The 17286-nt window shown below is 37.6% G+C and carries 15 protein-coding genes and 1 pseudogene; 2 read left to right on the top strand and 14 right to left on the bottom strand.

Annotated features, from left to right (window positions below; translation table 11 throughout):
- Nucleotides 1–496: 496 nt before the first annotated feature.
- The 6 genes and pseudogenes from D5F11_RS09415 to D5F11_RS27340 form a co-directional block, all read right to left on the bottom strand.
- The gene (locus D5F11_RS09415; RefSeq protein ID WP_120118191.1) at nucleotides 497–1006 is read right to left on the bottom strand and encodes a DinB family protein; all 510 of its coding nucleotides are present in this window, start codon (nucleotides 1004–1006) and stop codon (nucleotides 497–499) included.
- A 289-nt stretch (nucleotides 1007–1295) separates the two neighbouring features.
- Complete coding sequence (locus D5F11_RS09410; protein ID WP_120118190.1) at nucleotides 1296–1580, bottom strand: hypothetical protein; 285 nt, start codon at nucleotides 1578–1580, stop codon at nucleotides 1296–1298.
- A gap of 92 nt (nucleotides 1581–1672) precedes the next feature.
- Nucleotides 1673–1909, bottom strand: a complete 237-nt coding sequence (locus D5F11_RS09405) for an ATP-dependent Lon protease (protein WP_120118189.1) — start codon at nucleotides 1907–1909, stop codon at nucleotides 1673–1675.
- Nucleotides 1910–2176: 267 nt separating this feature from the next.
- Nucleotides 2177–2608: a WapI family immunity protein gene (locus tag D5F11_RS09400; protein ID WP_120118188.1), complete on the bottom strand. Its 432-nt coding sequence runs from the start codon at nucleotides 2606–2608 to the stop codon at nucleotides 2177–2179.
- Nucleotides 2609–2715: 107 nt separating this feature from the next.
- Nucleotides 2716–3168, bottom strand: a complete 453-nt coding sequence (locus tag D5F11_RS09395; protein WP_120118187.1) for a hypothetical protein — start codon at nucleotides 3166–3168, stop codon at nucleotides 2716–2718.
- Nucleotides 3169–3322: 154 nt separating this feature from the next.
- Nucleotides 3323–3469 (bottom strand): annotated as a pseudogene (locus D5F11_RS27340) (tyrosine-type recombinase/integrase); the annotation flags it as partial.
- A gap of 870 nt (nucleotides 3470–4339) precedes the next feature.
- Between D5F11_RS27340 and D5F11_RS09385 the strand changes: the two are divergent.
- Entirely contained in the window at nucleotides 4340–4903 is a 564-nt protein-coding gene (locus tag D5F11_RS09385) for a GNAT family N-acetyltransferase (protein ID WP_120118202.1), read from the top strand.
- A gap of 53 nt (nucleotides 4904–4956) precedes the next feature.
- On the opposite strand, the gene D5F11_RS09380 is transcribed toward D5F11_RS09385, so the two are convergent.
- Nucleotides 4957–5115, bottom strand: a complete 159-nt coding sequence (locus tag D5F11_RS09380) for a DUF2639 domain-containing protein (RefSeq protein WP_120118186.1) — start codon at nucleotides 5113–5115, stop codon at nucleotides 4957–4959.
- Between the two features lie 682 nt (nucleotides 5116–5797).
- Entirely contained in the window at nucleotides 5798–6511 is a 714-nt protein-coding gene (locus tag D5F11_RS09375) for a CAP domain-containing protein (protein ID WP_120118185.1), read from the bottom strand.
- 356 nt (nucleotides 6512–6867) lie between these two features.
- On the opposite strand from D5F11_RS09375, the gene D5F11_RS09370 reads away from it, so the two are divergent.
- Complete coding sequence (locus D5F11_RS09370) at nucleotides 6868–7110, top strand: DNA alkylation repair protein (RefSeq protein WP_120118184.1); 243 nt, start codon at nucleotides 6868–6870, stop codon at nucleotides 7108–7110.
- Nucleotides 7111–7495: 385 nt separating this feature from the next.
- Here the strand turns inward: D5F11_RS09370 and D5F11_RS09365 are convergent, their stop codons facing one another.
- The 6 genes from D5F11_RS09365 to D5F11_RS09340 all read right to left on the bottom strand — a co-directional run bounded on the left by D5F11_RS09365 (nucleotide 7496) and on the right by D5F11_RS09340 (nucleotide 17115).
- Nucleotides 7496–8959 carry a lmo1851 family serine protease gene (locus D5F11_RS09365; protein WP_120118183.1) on the bottom strand — a complete coding sequence of 488 codons (1464 nt, stop codon included), beginning with the start codon at nucleotides 8957–8959 and terminating at the stop codon, nucleotides 7496–7498.
- Between the two features lie 254 nt (nucleotides 8960–9213).
- Nucleotides 9214–10029, bottom strand: a complete 816-nt coding sequence (locus D5F11_RS09360) for a M15 family metallopeptidase (protein WP_120118182.1) — start codon at nucleotides 10027–10029, stop codon at nucleotides 9214–9216.
- 586 nt (nucleotides 10030–10615) lie between these two features.
- The gene (locus tag D5F11_RS09355) at nucleotides 10616–11728 is read right to left on the bottom strand and encodes a PA2928 family protein (protein ID WP_120118181.1); all 1113 of its coding nucleotides are present in this window, start codon (nucleotides 11726–11728) and stop codon (nucleotides 10616–10618) included.
- Between the two features lie 549 nt (nucleotides 11729–12277).
- Nucleotides 12278–13123: a 23S ribosomal RNA methyltransferase Erm gene (erm, locus tag D5F11_RS09350; protein ID WP_120118180.1), complete on the bottom strand. Its 846-nt coding sequence runs from the start codon at nucleotides 13121–13123 to the stop codon at nucleotides 12278–12280.
- Between the two features lie 732 nt (nucleotides 13124–13855).
- Nucleotides 13856–16435, bottom strand: coding sequence for an ABC transporter permease (locus tag D5F11_RS09345; RefSeq protein ID WP_120118179.1), 2580 nt, complete (start codon nucleotides 16433–16435; stop codon nucleotides 13856–13858).
- Entirely contained in the window at nucleotides 16432–17115 is a 684-nt protein-coding gene (locus tag D5F11_RS09340) for an ABC transporter ATP-binding protein (RefSeq protein WP_120118178.1), read from the bottom strand. The genes D5F11_RS09345 and D5F11_RS09340 overlap by 4 nt, the downstream gene beginning before the upstream one ends.
- Nucleotides 17116–17286 lie beyond the last annotated feature (171 nt).

Here is a 17286-nt window from a genome sequence, read left to right as displayed (position 1 = left end):
TTTTCCTGACGGTATCCCTAATACACCTTTTGGTTTAGAAATACTCTTCCTTCCACTATACGAATACCCCTTTAGATAACCAGGGGCAAAGCATCGTAATTTGTTTTCAAATATCGCGACTCTATTCAAAACATCGCATTTTTTTATATACATCGTGTTTTTTTATATACATCGTGACTTTATTTTAAATACACACCTTGCTCCATTAAAGCGCCCTTTTGCGGAATAACCACCATTCCTTGTTTGTCATTCGTATGATGTATTGAGCTCTCGTTCTTCGTTAGCTTAACGAAAAGGCCTTGATTTTTTCTTGTTTGAGATTATTATTTGCTTTTCATTTTTAGACAAAATCCAGTCTGCAACCAATCGCTGCTGCTTTTTTCAACCCGTCTTGTCCTCTCTTCATATCAGTCTATGAACGGGGCGGGAAGGCTGCCATAAAGAAAGAACGGAAGCCACGTTTTCCGCGCAGCTTCCGTCCCGATCTTCCGGATAACTAACTCAAATACCGATTTCGGATGACCCCCATGTGATGGATCTCGTGTCCTGCGATGCCGTACGCGAGGGCGCGCGCCGTAATGCTTGCGTTGTTGGCTGTGCCTTTGCGGGACCACGCCTCCACCGGTAACCCGCGCAGCAGTGTGATCGTCGATTGCCGTACGGCCCGGTAGTCATCGGCCAATTGCGCGGTTGTCCAGCTTCCGAAAGGAGGCATGAACAATTCCTGGTCGAAACCGGACAGAGGCGTCTGGTCCCCTCTTGCGAACCGGAGCAGGCGGTAGGTCATGACGCGTTCTCCGTCTGCGATGTGGCCCACGACTTCTTTCAGCGTCCATTTTCCTTCCGCATACCGATACGCGCCATGGCTTTCGGTCAACGATGCCAGCATCTCGGTCATTTGCTTTTCCTGGGCGAGCAGAATGTCGATGATGTTGCCTTCCGGCACCAACCGGATATACTCTCCGATGTCCCCGGCATATTCTTCTTCTGACGGTCTTTGATTCATGCGTAATCACCTCTCTATAGAGTTATAGAAAATTAAAATGCTCTTTCCAATGCTCTACCGCGATTTTTTTGCGAATTTCGTAATTTCGGCATGTATAATGAATTCGCGAAAGGATAAAACTTTCCTTCCAATAATTGAGAGTAAGCAATCACTTAGTTGGTCGGTGGCCACGCTAAACTGCCCTTTAACTTAATAATAATCATATCAAATTTCCATAATTTCCACATTAAGTTATTCAATATAATGGCCCGATTCCGGCATAGCTGTACTCAATGATCGTGCCCGATTGTTATGTAATCATTAGACCAACTTGGACGCCAAGACCTGTTTCCCAAAAGTATAAAAATATTACCATAATGAGCAACCAAGAAATTCTCCAAATCTTATTATCGGAACGAGAAAATTGAATGAAATAAAAGATACCCCAAATTACCAATGAAGCCAAGACTGCAAACCAAAACTCGGCAGGCACTCCACCTTCGCTCATTCCTGCCCCAAATAAAGCTAAAGAGTTAAACGACAACAATAAGAGCAAAGCAATAATATTATATATGTGAAACGCTTTTTTACTCAAAAAACACCTCTCCTATGCAATTAAATGGCCCTTTTCTTGAAGATTGGACGTCAATTTTCTATTCCAGAATGGCGCCCGATACCTTAAAATCGTCATCCAAGGGTTTTCTTTTCTTTTTCGTCTTTCTCTTTTATATACCTTTCATACGCCTCTTTTGCCTTGTCGTTGCTATTTGGCGGTACTACTTGTTTATGGATCTCCGTAATTAAAATAAATGACCTGAAAATGACTCCAGCAATAATTGCACATAAGATATAGATTCCAATAGGACCGAAGAAAACCAAAAGACCTAAAAACGCAGCCAAGAGAATCGACCACAATAACTTCACAAAATCCCCCCTAATCTTCCTACTCGTATTCAATTAAATGGCCCGATTAATGAAAAGGCACACTAGCTTATTCAAATACAGTCTATGTACCCGTTGCCGACAGGTTGTACTTTATACAAAGTAAGAATACGTTCTAATTGTGTGACAAATTCATTTTTATTTATTTCTAAGTAATCAAAATACCTCATCTACTATTATCTCCAATCCCTTACCTCTAGAGTTTCAACTATTCCTCGAATTGTTGAAACTCTATTAATGGTATATTATCTATGGCTTTCCTAAAACAGGAAAAGCAACTAAAATATCGTTTAATTCCTTTATTAGCCTTTCTAAATATGATTGGTCTGAAACAAATTCAAATTTAAGAACAGCACCGTAACCAGCGGGATAACAAGTTTCAGCAGTCCAAAAAATTTGACCTAATTTGTTCATTTCACCTTCAATATGTAAATAACCATCCAAGTTACTAAGGGTTGCTTTTCCCTTCATTTTTTTATTCATTAATTTCAGTTCATTCATAAAGTTGCTTAACTCATCCGTTCTTAAATCCGCATTGAAAGAAACAGTATAACCTGGAATTTCAATTTTTAATTTTGAAGAAACCCAATTACCATCCCAATAATCAGAACTGTTTGGATAATTTCGATACAATACATCAATCTCTATTCTTGTATCCTCACTTAAAATATGAAACTTCATCTACTCACCTCTATATTGAACCCTTTCACCCGCTAATACCTTTTTCTTGAACAAGAAAACAGCATTACCCATTTTTAAAGTAATGCATAGATTGAATAAAGCATACTTTACCCTTCTTTAATTACACCGTACCTATTTTGTTTTCCCATCCACGAACTAGCTTCACGCCACTTAACACTTTTGGCAGAAATCCAGCTATTAGTACCAAGAGTATAATCTTCTGGTTCAAAATCATTGTCATCAGTCCAATAAAACAGACCTTCGTACATAATCAACTTTGCTTCATAAATGATTGAATCATAATTAATTGGACTTGGAACGACGTGAAATTGAGTTACGCCTTCAAATAATATTTCTATTGCAGATGGTTCATGATACTGCCTTTGAAAAAGGATTCGCACATTAGTATCAAGTTCTGTCGACATACCCATTGATAGATTTTCATCAACATAACTTTCAGTCCACATGAATAATTCCTTTAAACAACTATCATGAAATCCACCAAATTTGTCCAGAAGGTTTTCAATATCTTTACTATCCTTAATTTCTATCCAATCCATCGGATACCACCCGCTATTAAGTATTCTCTTCTCATTAAAATGATAACATGTATTACCATTTTCTTCTTTATCATATTTGACCATAGAATAAGAAAATGGCATTACATTGTCGAAGTAATGCACATGTTTAAAATATTCCATAACGCTTGTGATTCTACATTCTGACTTTAAGATTCACCAGCGGTGAAAAGGCTCTATGTTTATCCATTACATCATCACTATACAGATTGACATACACTCTAACCATTTCCATGCTTGTATGCCCCAAAATCTGTTGCAATTCAAATATTCCTGCACCGTCGTTCGGTGCAGCCGAGTCTTATAAAGCTAGTGTCTTGGCAGCGGAATCATGCCCGCAGAGGCTCATGTCAAGCTACTTGGGCGTTTTGCCGAAAAACACGAAAAGAAGATTGCAAAAGCAATAAAGTAAGATAATCAGAGAATAAGTGAGCTTATGTCCAAAATTCGGGGGTTAATCCGATGTCTTCTTACTTTTCGTTTCTAACTGGATGAGTACATGCAAACAATAGGTGATGAGCGCTAGGTAGATTTGATTTTGTATCGCGGTTTCGCTCATTCCAGTGAGAACAATCATTTATTCAGCCTCTTGTTCTGTTTTCAGTTTCCAAAGGTTTTGTGCAGAAATCCTAAGAAAAAAATGACCTATCCATAATTTGATAGATCGCGTGTTCAAAAAAGACTACATTCCCCAAAACTTCGAAACCACCACTTCATAAAGCGATCCGGGAAAAATTTATCACAAAGAATACGGTTATTCTTAATGTAAAACTTTGAGCACAAGATCAGGCAGGAAAAACAAAAAATAAGCTCCTTTTTCAGCAATCAGACATTCTCATAACTGCCCTTCGAGCCATGATTCCCAAGGCTTCTGTGTGAAAGCAAAACGCATGTCGAAAAACAAAAAATAATATTTTAAAAAAATGTATTTTAGCTATTTCCAAACAAAATAAATTTTTGTATTATATGGGTAGATATTCAAAAAAAAAGAATACATCTCATAATTGAGGGAAGGCAAATGGTGCGCCACCAGTCCTGTTTCTGACTGGTCTTAGTGGGTTCGATTCCCACCCCGAAATTTTTTATGCAAGTTTAAAAAATTTCGAGGGCAGGATCGAACACCGACCTGCCCTGTGCAGGAGGGATTCAGATGATGCTCAAGAAACGTGAAGTAAATGGGCATGAATGCCGGATTTTGTTTGATTTGATGACGCACCCCGATGTCTTCCCTTACGTACGTCAGAAAGCTTTTTCGTACGACGAGTTTGTCTTTTTGACAAAGCAGACAATTGAAGCAGAAGAACGTGGAGAATTGATCTCTAGGACCATTCTTGACGAGTGGGAAAATCCGATTGGCACCATTAGTCTTTTTGATATCAACTCAAAAAGCGGATTTTTGGGAACATGGATTGGCAAACCATTTCATGGAAAAGGCTATAATCATATAGCGAAGGAAAACTTCTTTCAGGAATTATTTTTCGAGAATGATATTGAAACAGTTTTTTTGCGTATCCGGAAAGAAAACATTCGGTCGAAAAAGGCAGCGGAAAAGCTTCCGTACACCATTTTAGCCACCGAAACAAGACGTGACCTTTATAATCAATTAAACAGCGGCGGATATGTGTATGACCTCTATGAAGTACCAAAGGATTTATACACGATGGCATTTATTCGCAATTCTACAGTTGAAGAAGAGACACAATCAATGGAAGCTTAACCGAATAATAAAACAAATGAAAACAGCCGGAACTCAGTTTCCGGCTGTTTTAATTATTCCTCCTTTTTTCCCTCCGCTTCTATCAATTCATTGTATAGATTTCTCACAACATATATTTTAAATAATTCCAGCTTCTTTTTCTTTTCCGGATGAAAACGGATGCCTCTTTCTTTTAATTTCGCAATATACCAGCCCTTCGAATAAATGTGCATTTATTCATCTCCCCTTTTTCACATGCCAATTATCATATGAAGGGAGTGGATGGTTGTTGCTTGTCCATTTGTGTAATTAATAATCCAAAATGGTGTGATATGATCTGTCTCACTAATGTTTCATGAGCATTTCCAGCAAATATAGACCAATCAAAAAATCAAATGCGCCTTGGCGTATTTGCGCCCAGATTTTATCGAGCTACGCTCGATAAATTTCCTCTGAAAATCTGTGGCATCCGCCGGAGGCTTTGACTTTATTCAGCCGGGGTTTGAACCCCCACTGAATGGAATACCAATATGCATTCATCTCACCACTTATAGAAGTGGGAGATTTCTGCTGAATGAAGTTAAGTGAAGTGAAAGAGTAACAAATTTTACAAATGTACTTCTTTCATTTCAAAATCACGTGTAGCTTAATTGATCTTGTATAATTCCATTGTTTCATTCAAAGTGCATCGATTTCAGATTGTTGAAACAAAAAAGTGACATTCAAACTAAACCTTCCATCACAAGCATTTCTTTTAAATCCCGAACTCTTCTTCTCACCCATTTTCTTGATCCCCCTTAGCTTCCAATCTGCAACCCTTTTTTCCATTAAAATAAAAAAGCAGGTGGAGAAAACATTCAATCATTTTTCTCCACCTGCTTCATTTTAAGAGCTCCTTAGACGGCCCCTCATATATTATTTTCCGATGAATTGTTGTGTCCAGTAATTTCCTTCAGCTACATACCCCACACCGATATGAGTGAAATCTTTGCTCATGATGTTTTCACGGTGGCCGGAGCTGTTCATCCATGAGTTAACAACTTCCTCAGGCGTGCGCTGTCCCTGTGCAATGTTCTCACCTGCAGCACGGTAGCTGATACCGAATTTTTTCATCATATCAAATGGTGATCCGTATGTTGGGCTGTTGTGATCAAAATAGTTGTTTGCAGACATATCTCTGGATTTTTCGCGAGCCACTTTGCTTAATTCCGCATCGACTTTAAGTGGAGCAAGTCCATTTTTAGCTCTTTCCGCATTTGTCAATTCAACTACTTTTTGTTCATATTCGCTTAACTGGCTATTTTGCTGTTCTGCCGGCTTTTGCTCCCCTTTTTGAGACTCCTGTGGGTTTGTAGGTGCCGGTTTTTCAGCTGGTTTTTCAACTTGTTCAGGTGCTGGCTTTTGAGCTGGCTGCTTATATTTATTGTTATGAGTATTATTTTTCCAATTAGGATTTTTAGATGCAAATTGCTTGCACCAATCATTAAAGTTTTGAAAATCTCCAGCTTGATAATAATACACCTTTACATTAGGTTGAACTTTGTCTGCCTGCGCTGCGCTGGCTTGTCCCGCTATAGGTGCGGCCAAAATTCCCAACGCTGCTGCTGTAGAAATAATTGATTTTTTCATTTCATTTTTTCCTCCCTGTCTTTTTCTGTTTTCATAGTATCATAGGGTTTTTGTAATATTTGCGGGAGGAAATTCCAATTTCAAATCATATTTTTCCTTACATCCGTTCATAGAAATGAAGATTGATATCATGCGATATTTTAAGAGAAAGAGAAATAACTTACATTGCCAATGCTGGAAAAATCCTATATTGAGAGTTAAAACTTTCTATATATTCACGGTTGACAACTGTTGAAAGAGGCACAGTTTGTAACATATATTACGTTGTTATTTCAATTGTAAGCGTAATGTAAGCAATATTAACTTTTTAATAAAATCAGTAATGCTTGGTTATTCTTAATAAAAAGGAGGTCATCATGAGCACAAAATATCGCTGTCCCAACTGCAAAACAAATCGAACACGTTTCAATATCGTTGAACAAGTAGTTTCTGCAGTAAAATTGAATCCTGATACGGGTGAAGTTGTAGAAAAGTATGACTCGATGGAGGAGGCAGGCCCATTTCACGCACATTATAACGGCCCTGAAAGAAGGATACAATGTGGTTCATGTGGCTTAATTGAGGATGAAAGAACTTTCGCGAAATATGGTGAACAATGATCGATTTGAACAAGAAACAAGCCACCCTCATTAATTCTGCATCAACCTTGCTCATAGAAAAAGAACTCCCTGTAAAAAATCCAAGGAGTTCTTTTTTGATGGGGAAGTCTTATTTATCGCAAAGCTGCTAAGATCTTTCCATCACCCAATATTCTGGTTCAAAATACGAAATGCTAGTGAAGGCGAAACTACAGTTGAACTCTAAGTCCAGCCATAATTCCTAAAGCTAACTTTGACCCCATCGAAAGCTAGGTACTCTCACCATTTCCTGTATCCTTGCGAGGATTGAAATAGCAGTTCCGTAATAGCCTCCTAGGGAATTGCTTCTTGCTACTGCCATCAGCTCTGTCAATACGCCAACAAACAGATGCTTACGATTTCGTATTTATTTTTTCTTTTTGGACAACATTTTAACTGCTTCTTTCACTTGCGGATCGTTTTCCAACAGGTGTTCGCGGATTTTATTCATAAGCGCGATCGTTGTATCGCCGGACAATTCACCGGTTGTTTCAAGCTTTTCATCTTGTTGGAACTCCATCACAGCTTGTTTAGTGTCTTCGTCATAGTAAGAGTCCACCTTGCCCGGATTATACCCTAGCTCTTTCAATATTTGCTCGGCTGTTTTCACATCGGATGAAGCAGAATCAACCTTCAATTTGTGATCCGGATCGATGTAAGACAGTGAAGCATATTTAGGCATTGCCACTCTTTTATCTGGTTGGATTCCTTTTTCGTTAATCCAATTGCCTTCAGGAGTCAGCCATTTTGCCATAGTATATTTGATATTGGAACCGTCTTGGAATTCATCGGTTGTTTGTACAGTCCCTTTACCAAAGGTTTTTTCTCCAACAAGTGGAATACCCGCAGATTCACTTACAGCAGCAGCGAGAATTTCAGAGGCGCTGGCACTGCCCTCATCAACTAACACAACTGTCGGAACGGTAATTTTTTTACCATCTTTTGCAACGTATTCTTCCACTTTTCCGTTCCTATAGGCTACCTGAAATAACTTTTCCCCTTTTGGAACGAACAGATTGGAAATGTTAATTGCCTGATCCAGCAATCCTCCTGGATTTTTACGCAAATCAAGAATCAAGGACTTCATTCCCTTGTCTTCCATCTCTTTTAAGGCTTCATTCAAATCTTTATCCGTGTGGCTGGAAAAACTCGTAATTTGAATTTTGGCTACTCCGTTATCCAGCATTTCAGGATAAACAGTATTGATCGGAATTTCGTCGCGTCTGATCGTAACCTTTTTCGGTTCTTCACCTTCTTTTCGCTCAATCGTCAGAGTCACTTTCGTGCCCTTCTCACCTCTGATCAACAGAACTGCTTCGTTGGCGCTCATGCCTCTGACACTTTTCCCATCAACTTCGGTCACTTTATCATTTGGTTTGATTCCTGCTTTTTCCGCAGGAGACCCTTTGATGGGGGAAACAACAACGATAGCGCCATTTTTCTCCTGAATCTCAGCACCAATTCCTTCAAATGAGGAGGTGATGCTTTCTTCAAAAACCTTACTTTCTTCTTTCGTCATATAATCGGAATATGGATCATCCAGCGCTTTCACCATTCCATCAATTGCACCATCAATCAGTTTTTCTTCCTTTACATCCTGGAAGTAGCTTTTCTTTAATTTATCGTACGTGTTATATAATTTATTAAACTCGGATCTTTCCTGCATGCCAACATTTACTGCTTTTTCATCGCCAAATGAGAGGGCCAAAATGGTTACACCCGCTGTTAAAAATACGATAAGAAAAATTAACATGACAAACCTGAATTTCTTCATCTTGATAAATCCGCCATGCTGTGGAATATCTTCTTTATTATTTTGATCTTCTTCCATCCATTTCACCACTTTCATCACTTCAGCTCATCTTTACATATTCAATCATCTGTAGGTTTATCCAACCCCTTTATTCTACCAGTTTTATATAACGAGTAAAAGCATAATGGAGTGTATAAGTCATTAATACATTCAAGATGATTAAAAATTGTCAGATCAGTGGCAGCAAATCTCTTCAGCCTTTTCCTTACTTCTGTTTTCGCAGCTATTTGAATACGAGCTAAAAAAACTTTGCCTGGTTGAAGGCAAAGTTTTTAAATTTTTGATACATGCTCAAAATACTCTTCCAATGTCCAATTGCGTTCATAGATGATTTTCGCCGCTTTTACTCCTACATATCTGAAATGCCATGGTTCATACTGATATCCCGTTATATCTTCCTTCCCTTTTAGATATCGTAAAATAAATCCATAGTGATGGGCATTTTCCCTTAACCACTTACCTTCCGGCTTGTGTTCTAACTCTTCAACCAAAAAGTATTGAACAGATTCACTTGTAATATCCATGGCGAGCCCAGTCTGGTGTTCACTGCTTCCAGGAATAGCAACTGCCTCAGTTGCTTTTTTCTCCCCGGATCTTGCAGTTTCAACCTGGAAGACCTCTTTTTGACGGTCATAGGAACGATACCCAGATGAAGCATATAACTGTATGCCATCTTTCTTGGCAGCTTCAAACATTTTTTCCAATGCCCTCGCAGCTTCTTTTCTTAAATAACTCTTTTCAATATCCTGATCACCGAAGGAAAAAGCTACCTTCGGCCGAATTAAATCCTCAGGGGCATAATCACTCGGCAACGCATAGGTTTTATTGACCAAGGCCAGAATATTACTAGCGTTCACAATTTCTTTTCTGCCGTCTACCTCAATGATTTCATTGAAATAGGCGGCCTCTAGGGCTAATTCAGGGTCCGCTTTTTTATTCACATCATTTGTGCGCTGATTTTCTTCCGTTTGATTCTTTTCAGAAATGTCGTCCGGCTTTTGATGCTCCTTGCTTTCGTCAAAAAATTGATTCCACTGGCAACCGCCAAGCAAGAGTACGATCATGGTGATATTTGCTATTTTTTTCATAAAAAATTCTCACGACTCCAATTCACTGTCAAAAAAATTTTTCTCCGGACTTAACTACAGATTCAGTAGATTTGAGACTCCCACCCATGAATGGGCAAGCTGATTATCATCAGAGGGATTCTTGCATGACTATGCGTTCGCAGTCCATTTCTGTTTTGAACAATCTGCAAGATTAGGGTATCCCATTACCCCTCCCTATCCAGTGCATATAGCAGATAGGACTACGCTACTACCATAGCCTATAGCTAGTTTCGGTGTGTTTTAGAGACTTTTGCTTGTCTATGAAGCGAGTGTAGAACATTTTCAGACAATTAAGGTGGCTAAAGCAACCTCTTGTCTGACCTCACTCTCATCCCCTGTCTAAAAACGGGCTGCGCCCTGCATGGGCTTTCTCGTTCGGAAAACTGTAAAAGCGCTGATTTTACAATCTTAATTATTACCTATTATGTCTATCACTGTCAAAAACAATCTTTCAAATGAACGTTTTTCAATAGTCGATTGCTGTTTACTCACTGACAGACACGACGGAAAATTATAAATCACATATTGATACACTTGACTGTACACAAACTTCAATCCTTTAATTTCACATAACGGCGCGATTCCAACGCAGTTCATACCTTAATATCTCTTTTCCTGTCTTTTTGTCTAACAAAGCGAACTCATCTCCTGCCTGAATCGCAAAGTAGTGCTTTAAAACTCGTACTCCTGGATTTTGTTGTTCAGAATTAACTTTGCCGATGTTTTCTTCCCAAATAATACGATGCTGTTTCATATCATAAAATAATAATATTTGTTCTGCATTTGGCTGCTTCGTTTTTCGATAAGAAACAATGGCTGTTTTGTACTTCAAGTCAACATCTAAAACCTTTGCCTCTAAATTTGCAAATGGCTGAATGGAAGGTTCCATTAATACATCATTCATATATTTCGAAATCTCTTCATAATCTTCAAAGTCTAAAGGCTGATCATGTGATGCAAAATAATTGGGTATCGCGGTTTCCACGAAAAAAAATGTAGAAAGATACCCCTCTGCTTTGATGTTTTCTCTTAACTTCTTTCCGTCATATTGATAATATTTCCCGTCAATTCCCTCCAAATACAACTTATCATGCAAAATAGCTAATCTGTTTGCAGTATTGCCTAAAATATCTATTAAATGTTTATGTTTCTTTGTAAATTCTTCTTTAGATAGCTTTTCTTTTCCGGTTTGAATGTCTAAAAGTGATAGTTTTCCGTTTTCATCATCATAATGATGGACGAGAAGTCCCCCCATAAAAGTACCAATAAGTGTCGTTCTATTCGCCGACGATTTGGTCCATTGTTTTTCTCCCGAATTTAGATTAATTGCCACCATCTGATAATGAGGAATAATCTGGGTGATGCCGTGAGCCGTACCATTATTTTCAGATCCTTTAATCATTTGAACGGCAATTTTCTCTGATTGATCTGTATAAACGGAGGATACGGAGTTAATTGGAAAACTCCGGCCAGCCAAACCAAAAGTAATCATTATAATATTACTTATAAAAGCATATAAAATAAAAACCATAACAAACATACCTATTTTTCGACGCTTACCTAAAAGATACAATAACAATAAAATTCCAACACCAACAACAATAGCTAAAATAATATCGTGAAGAAGCCACCCATTAAAGTGCCAGGAATCCATATATCGTTGAAAAAAAATGTCCAATTCTCCTCCCCCTATCACTCTATCTATTTTAAAAGAAATGGTAAAAACTTGCTAATATTAACCTTGATTGATAAGAGTAGCTTTCTAGTATTTTTCGAAAGAAATTTAGTGTTAACCTTCGTTTGCCTAATCATTATAAATCGGGGAATCACATAATAGTGTGGAAAGAGGGGTAAAAAGCCCCCTCCTTCCATCTGGAAAATCAGTACCCTAGACTCTTTCAGAGCCAGTTAGTTCCCAAGAGTTCCTTCAACTCCAAGGGGGAATTGAAAAAATTAAATATCTCTTCTTACTCTTATTGACTTAATTAGGTCTTCAAAATATTTAAAAACGTTCACAGGCTTCGTTGATTGATTCAACTTCATAAATATCAAGGGGGGTAGGGTAGTTGACTCCACCAAGAAACGATAGTCATCGTCAGACTCCTTCATGTCCATCACTTTAAAGGTAAAAAGGTTAGGTAAATCATTTATACCTGTGCCTTTCTTGCTTTCTAGGAGTAAGAAGTAGCCCATTAATGTTTATATTGTATAAAACATTAAAAACGGTTTAATTATACTTTTTTATTTTTGGCCATCTGAATTTCGGAACATGCTTCACCATTGTTTCAAATATTAGTCCCCATTGTTGTTCCGATAAAGTCGCAACTGAAACCTCATTATTTATTCGAAGACTTCTTTTTAAATGCTTAATTTGAGGTGGTGTAAATACACCTCTTAGTGCTAAATCAATAGATAATTGTGGGTTTTTAAGAACATAATCGGCTAACCCCCAAAAGATTAAACAATCGCTTATAGGTACAATCGGTTTAGCTTTTCTATTTATTGTAATCATTGCAGAATCAACTCTTGGCGGTGGAGAGAAATTCTTTCTTGAAATCCCTTTAACATACCGAATATCAAACCACATTTTCCAAGCGATGATATATGGATTTTTCACAAAATTTGATGTGAATCTTTTGGCTGCACCTTTTTCCATTACAATAACGCCTCTTTGAAAACCGCTTGACGGATTATTAAGAAGCATTTTCATAATCGGCGTTGTGATGGCATATGGAATATTGGAAACAACTATAAAATGCTCTCGAGGTAACGAAATTTTTAATATATCTTGCTCGATTATCACTGTATTTTTCATTTCAAGCTGTTTTAATTTCTTTATAAACTTTTGATCGTATTCAACAGCGAGAACCTTTCTTGCTCGATTACTTAAAACATTAGTAATTGCCCCTTTTCCAGCTCCCAAATCTAATACAAGATCAGTTTCTGAAATGTGAGCAAGGTTTACAATATCATTTACCAAAGCTTTGTTATGCATCAAATGTTGCCCGCTAAAATTCGGAGGATTCCCAGTGGTAAACTTTTTATTATGAAACTTTCTCCTTCTTCTTGTCATTATTCAAACAACCCTCTCTTAATTTGGACTTTCGGCTCTGAACGCAAAAAAGCCACAGACATAGGCGTCTGTGGCTTCCAGTAAACGGGATCAGTTATTTTGCAATAAGACAAAAGAATTTGTGCATATTTGAAAAATTAAATAACACAAAATAGACTTTCAAAAAGCTAAAAAAAGTTCTCATAACAATATAAAAGGAAAGATTGAAGAATCAGTCTTTCCTCTCATTAACAAAAATATTTTAATGAAGATTGTTAAAAATGGGCACACTTATCCCGTTTACTCTGTAAGCGAAAACAGAGCCTTCGAACTTATTAAATTAACAGTTCAAAGCACGGAAAGTAATAATTACACCCATAGCTTTTAACAACCCTCCTTAGTTTAATTACATTAAATATTCCATATATTATAATCTTAACCATAGATAAGGTCAATGAAAACATTGCTTGCTACTCAAGCAGTAACGATAATCCAAAACCCACATAAATATAAGTTAATCAGTGATCAAAGAACACAATAATTTTTCGACCTGTAAAAGGGATGTTTTTTGGGCCTGACGGCTACAAGCGGAACGATAGTATTTGTCACCAGGAGCAAACACATGATGAACCTGATGGGTAAAGATTGAAAAGGAAAATCCCAATCAAATGTTGGAATTTCCGATTTGATTGGAATTTTGGTCATTCGTTGAATCAGGAAAACTAAAGTTTTAAGCAACTTCTATTTTCTCAACTATATATTTTCTTGTTTCAAAGCATCAATGATGTTTTCCTTCTTTACTTTCGCGCTCGAATAAAGCATGGACATGCCGACGATTATAAAAACAGCTATAGTCACATAGAAAATACTCATCCATGGTAGTGAGAAACTGTAACTAAACGAATTCATCAGGGCCTTATGTATAAGTAACATACATATGACACTTAAAGGAAGTCCATACATTAATGCTTTTATTCCATAAAAAATGCTTTCATAGTTGATCATTTTATTAAAACCTTTTGGCGTCATTCCCACCGATTTGAGCATAGCAAATTCGCGTTTTCTTAAAGAAATGCTCGTCGAAATGGTATTTAAAATATTTGCAATCGAAATGGCCGTAATCAACACGATAAATCCGTACGTAAAGACCGACATGATCATCACCATTTGTTTATCCTGCTGGCGACTTTGATACACATTATGAATGAAATGTTTTACTTCTTCCATTTCCTCTATTTGTTGCTGGGTCTTAAGTGGATCCGTGCTATTTATATACAACTGGCGATTTTCGTCTGCCGAAATGCCCAATTGATCTAGAACTGTTTCAGATATTACGATATCCAAACTGCCGGGGCCTTCTGGAATAACTCCCAAAGGAAGCTGATCTGTTAATGCCGAAACAGTCAATTCATTCATATACTTTTGTTTTTCATCCTCTGTATTATCGGAATATAACTTAATCTTCTCTCCAACCTTTGTACGAATAGCTTTTGTTTCAACATATTTTCCTGCTTCTTCATCTTCATACCGAATTTTATCAATCACGATTGCGTTTAAACCAGCTTGAAGTTCATTGTAATCTGCGCCTGCTTCCTTTGCATATGCTTTTAAGCTTTTATCATCAAGCGCATAAAGACACACTTGATAAGGATATTTTCCTTTAACAAGCTCACTATTGAAGCCTTCGTATTGACGCAGTACATCAGACACCGCATCTTTTTCTATCCATGATTGAGCATATTGTGCCTGCGAAATCATCGTATATTTTGTTATTTCATCAGTTGATAAAATCGAGTTGACCAGCTGGTCGTCTCTCCCTTGTTCTATCCCCATCTCGATGTCATAGTTTTGTCCGTCCTGAGAAAGCGCTAATGATTTTTTCAAATTGGCTGTAAAAAAGGAGACAGATAAGAAAAGCATTATACTGATCACGAGTGAAAAAACAGTTGCTTGATATCTACGCCTATTTCTTTTTAGATTTTTCAATCCAATTTCAGCTTCGATTCCAAATAATTTACGAACTATTTTGGAGGTCTTTACTGCTTTTCTCGTTAGCTTCACATCAGTTGATTGACGAATCGCGTCAATAGCAGAAATACGTGAAGCTCTCCTGGCAGGAATATAAGTAGATATAAAAATGGTAATGATCGAAACCAGGACAGCTAAAAGCATAGAACCTGGCGTTACGGTCACTTTTAACCTTTCAGTTATTTCCAAGGCCCCTTGAATAATGGAATTGAGTAGTAAAAATGTAATCCACATTCCGGCAAGACCGGAAATAATTCCAATTGGAATACTAATTAATCCGATCATAATGCCTTCAAAGAATACCGAGTTCCGCTTTTGTTTTTTTGTCGCCCCAACACTTGAAAGCATCCCCAAATGCCTGGAGCGTTCCGAAACAGAAATCGCGAAGGCGTTATAAATTAATGACACTGATCCAACAATAATAATGACCATGATAATAGCCGTCAATGAATAAAGTGTTGTACGCATGCCTTCACTTTTTACCGCACCGTAATAATGAAGTAAATCATGGTTCATTTCAACATGATCTATGTGATTTTTCTTGGCTAAATTTTCTGCATGATCAAATATAGAATTAGTGACTCTCTTTAAGACAACAATCGCATCTACAGGTTCTTCCTTGCCATACAAACCTTCATCAAGATAGGAAATGACCGTATAACTGGGCCCCCAAATGGGTTCCGATGTTGGTCGTTTAATTGTACCGACTATCGTAAACTCTTTTGTTGATGTAACCTTCAGTTCTTCATTGATTTCACCTTTTTCATCTGTTTCTAAAGAATAATATTGATCCAAAGGCCCATCAATATCCGGATCATTTGAAATTCTGTTGCCAATATCGAGCTTTATAACATCACCAATCTTATAATCAACCTGGGCACTATCGTTTATTTCGTTTGAAATAACAATTTCATTTGGTGTTTTTGGCAATCTGCCACTACTTAATTTTATGGGAAATTGTTGAAATCCAGCTTGATTATACTGTTTGATAAATAGATAAGGCTTATCTTCATTTTTACTTCCTTTTAATAAAGCGAAGCCTAGCTCTTTTGACAGAACTATTTTTTTCGTATTCTCATCTTTCTTTATTGCCTGGAGTTGGTCTTGATTAACGTCATTATAAAGAACATGCCATTCTCCTCCATCAGCGATGGCTTGCCTCTTCATTAAATCCATAAAGGAAACGCCAATCGTTGCAACTGCTGTAAGCATCGCCACAGAAATGATAACTCCAATGATCGTGACAAGTGTTCGACGCTTATTTTTCCGCAAATGCCTGATTGTCAGTTTGTTGACAATGTTCATGGACGAATCACCTCGTCCCGAGTTATCTTGCCGTCTTCAATTTCTATGAGGCGGTCTGCCTGGAGAGCAATCCGCTCATCATGTGTAATAACAATGAGAGTCTGATTATATGTTTTATGAAACATTTTCAACAAGTCGATAATTTCCGCACTATTTTTACTATCCAGATTTCCCGTCGGTTCATCCGCCAGCATAATTGCCGGATTGCTAATTAAGGCACGTCCAATCGAAACCCGCTGCTGCTGCCCGCCCGAAAGTTGATTTGGCAGATGATTTAAGCGGCTTTCTAAATTCAACTTTTTCACAATATCATCAAGCTGTTTTTTATCAACTTGATGCTGATCCAGCAAAAGCGGCAGAGTAATATTTTCTTCCACCGTCAAAACGGGAATCAGATTGTAAAATTGATAGATTAACCCGATTTGTCTTCTTCGAAAAATGGCTAATTGAGTTTCATTCAGGCTATAAATATCTGTATTATCGACAAATACTTTTCCACTTGAAGGCCGGTCCACACCGCCAAGCAAATGTAAAAGCGTGGATTTACCAGATCCAGACGGGCCGATAATAGCAATAAACTCTCCCTTTTTAACGGAAAAAGAAACATCGTCCAATGCCTTAACGGCTGTCTCATTTTTTCCATACACTTTAGACAGATTTTCTATTTTTAAAATTTCCATTGTAAAACCTCCATGTTTGCTGTTAATTATAGTTTATCTATCTAAAGTGACATTCAAGTGACTTTGAAAATGACAATTTAGTCACTTAGCCTTTGTTAAAGGTAGTTAAGAAAAGCGGAAGGCGCACAGCCTTAGGCGACAAGCATAAGACGAGTGCTGAAAAAGGTGTAG

Origin of the sequence: Siminovitchia terrae (assembly GCF_003605405.2) — a bacterium.
Lineage (GTDB): Bacteria > Bacillota > Bacilli > Bacillales > Bacillaceae_C > Siminovitchia > Siminovitchia terrae.
Note: the sequence above shows the minus strand (reverse complement) of the source record. Positions and strands in the feature narration are given on the sequence as shown.

Coding starts and splice junctions, on each gene's coding strand:
- D5F11_RS09415 (WP_120118191.1), bottom strand. CDS start 1,006: ATGAATCAAAGACCGTCAGAAGAAGAATATGCCGGGGACATCGGAGAG.
- D5F11_RS09400 (WP_120118188.1), bottom strand. CDS start 2,608: ATGAAGTTTCATATTTTAAGTGAGGATACAAGAATAGAGATTGATGTA.
- D5F11_RS09395 (WP_120118187.1), bottom strand. CDS start 3,168: ATGGATTGGATAGAAATTAAGGATAGTAAAGATATTGAAAACCTTCTG.
- D5F11_RS09385 (WP_120118202.1), top strand. CDS start 4,340: ATGCTCAAGAAACGTGAAGTAAATGGGCATGAATGCCGGATTTTGTTT.
- D5F11_RS09380 (WP_120118186.1), bottom strand. CDS start 5,115: ATGCACATTTATTCGAAGGGCTGGTATATTGCGAAATTAAAAGAAAGA.
- D5F11_RS09375 (WP_120118185.1), bottom strand. CDS start 6,511: ATGAAAAAATCAATTATTTCTACAGCAGCAGCGTTGGGAATTTTGGCC.
- D5F11_RS09370 (WP_120118184.1), top strand. CDS start 6,868: ATGAGCACAAAATATCGCTGTCCCAACTGCAAAACAAATCGAACACGT.
- D5F11_RS09365 (WP_120118183.1), bottom strand. CDS start 8,959: ATGGAAGAAGATCAAAATAATAAAGAAGATATTCCACAGCATGGCGGA.
- D5F11_RS09360 (WP_120118182.1), bottom strand. CDS start 10,029: ATGAAAAAAATAGCAAATATCACCATGATCGTACTCTTGCTTGGCGGT.
- erm (WP_120118180.1), bottom strand. CDS start 13,123: ATGACAAGAAGAAGGAGAAAGTTTCATAATAAAAAGTTTACCACTGGG.
- D5F11_RS09345 (WP_120118179.1), bottom strand. CDS start 16,435: ATGAACATTGTCAACAAACTGACAATCAGGCATTTGCGGAAAAATAAG.
- D5F11_RS09340 (WP_120118178.1), bottom strand. CDS start 17,115: ATGGAAATTTTAAAAATAGAAAATCTGTCTAAAGTGTATGGAAAAAAT.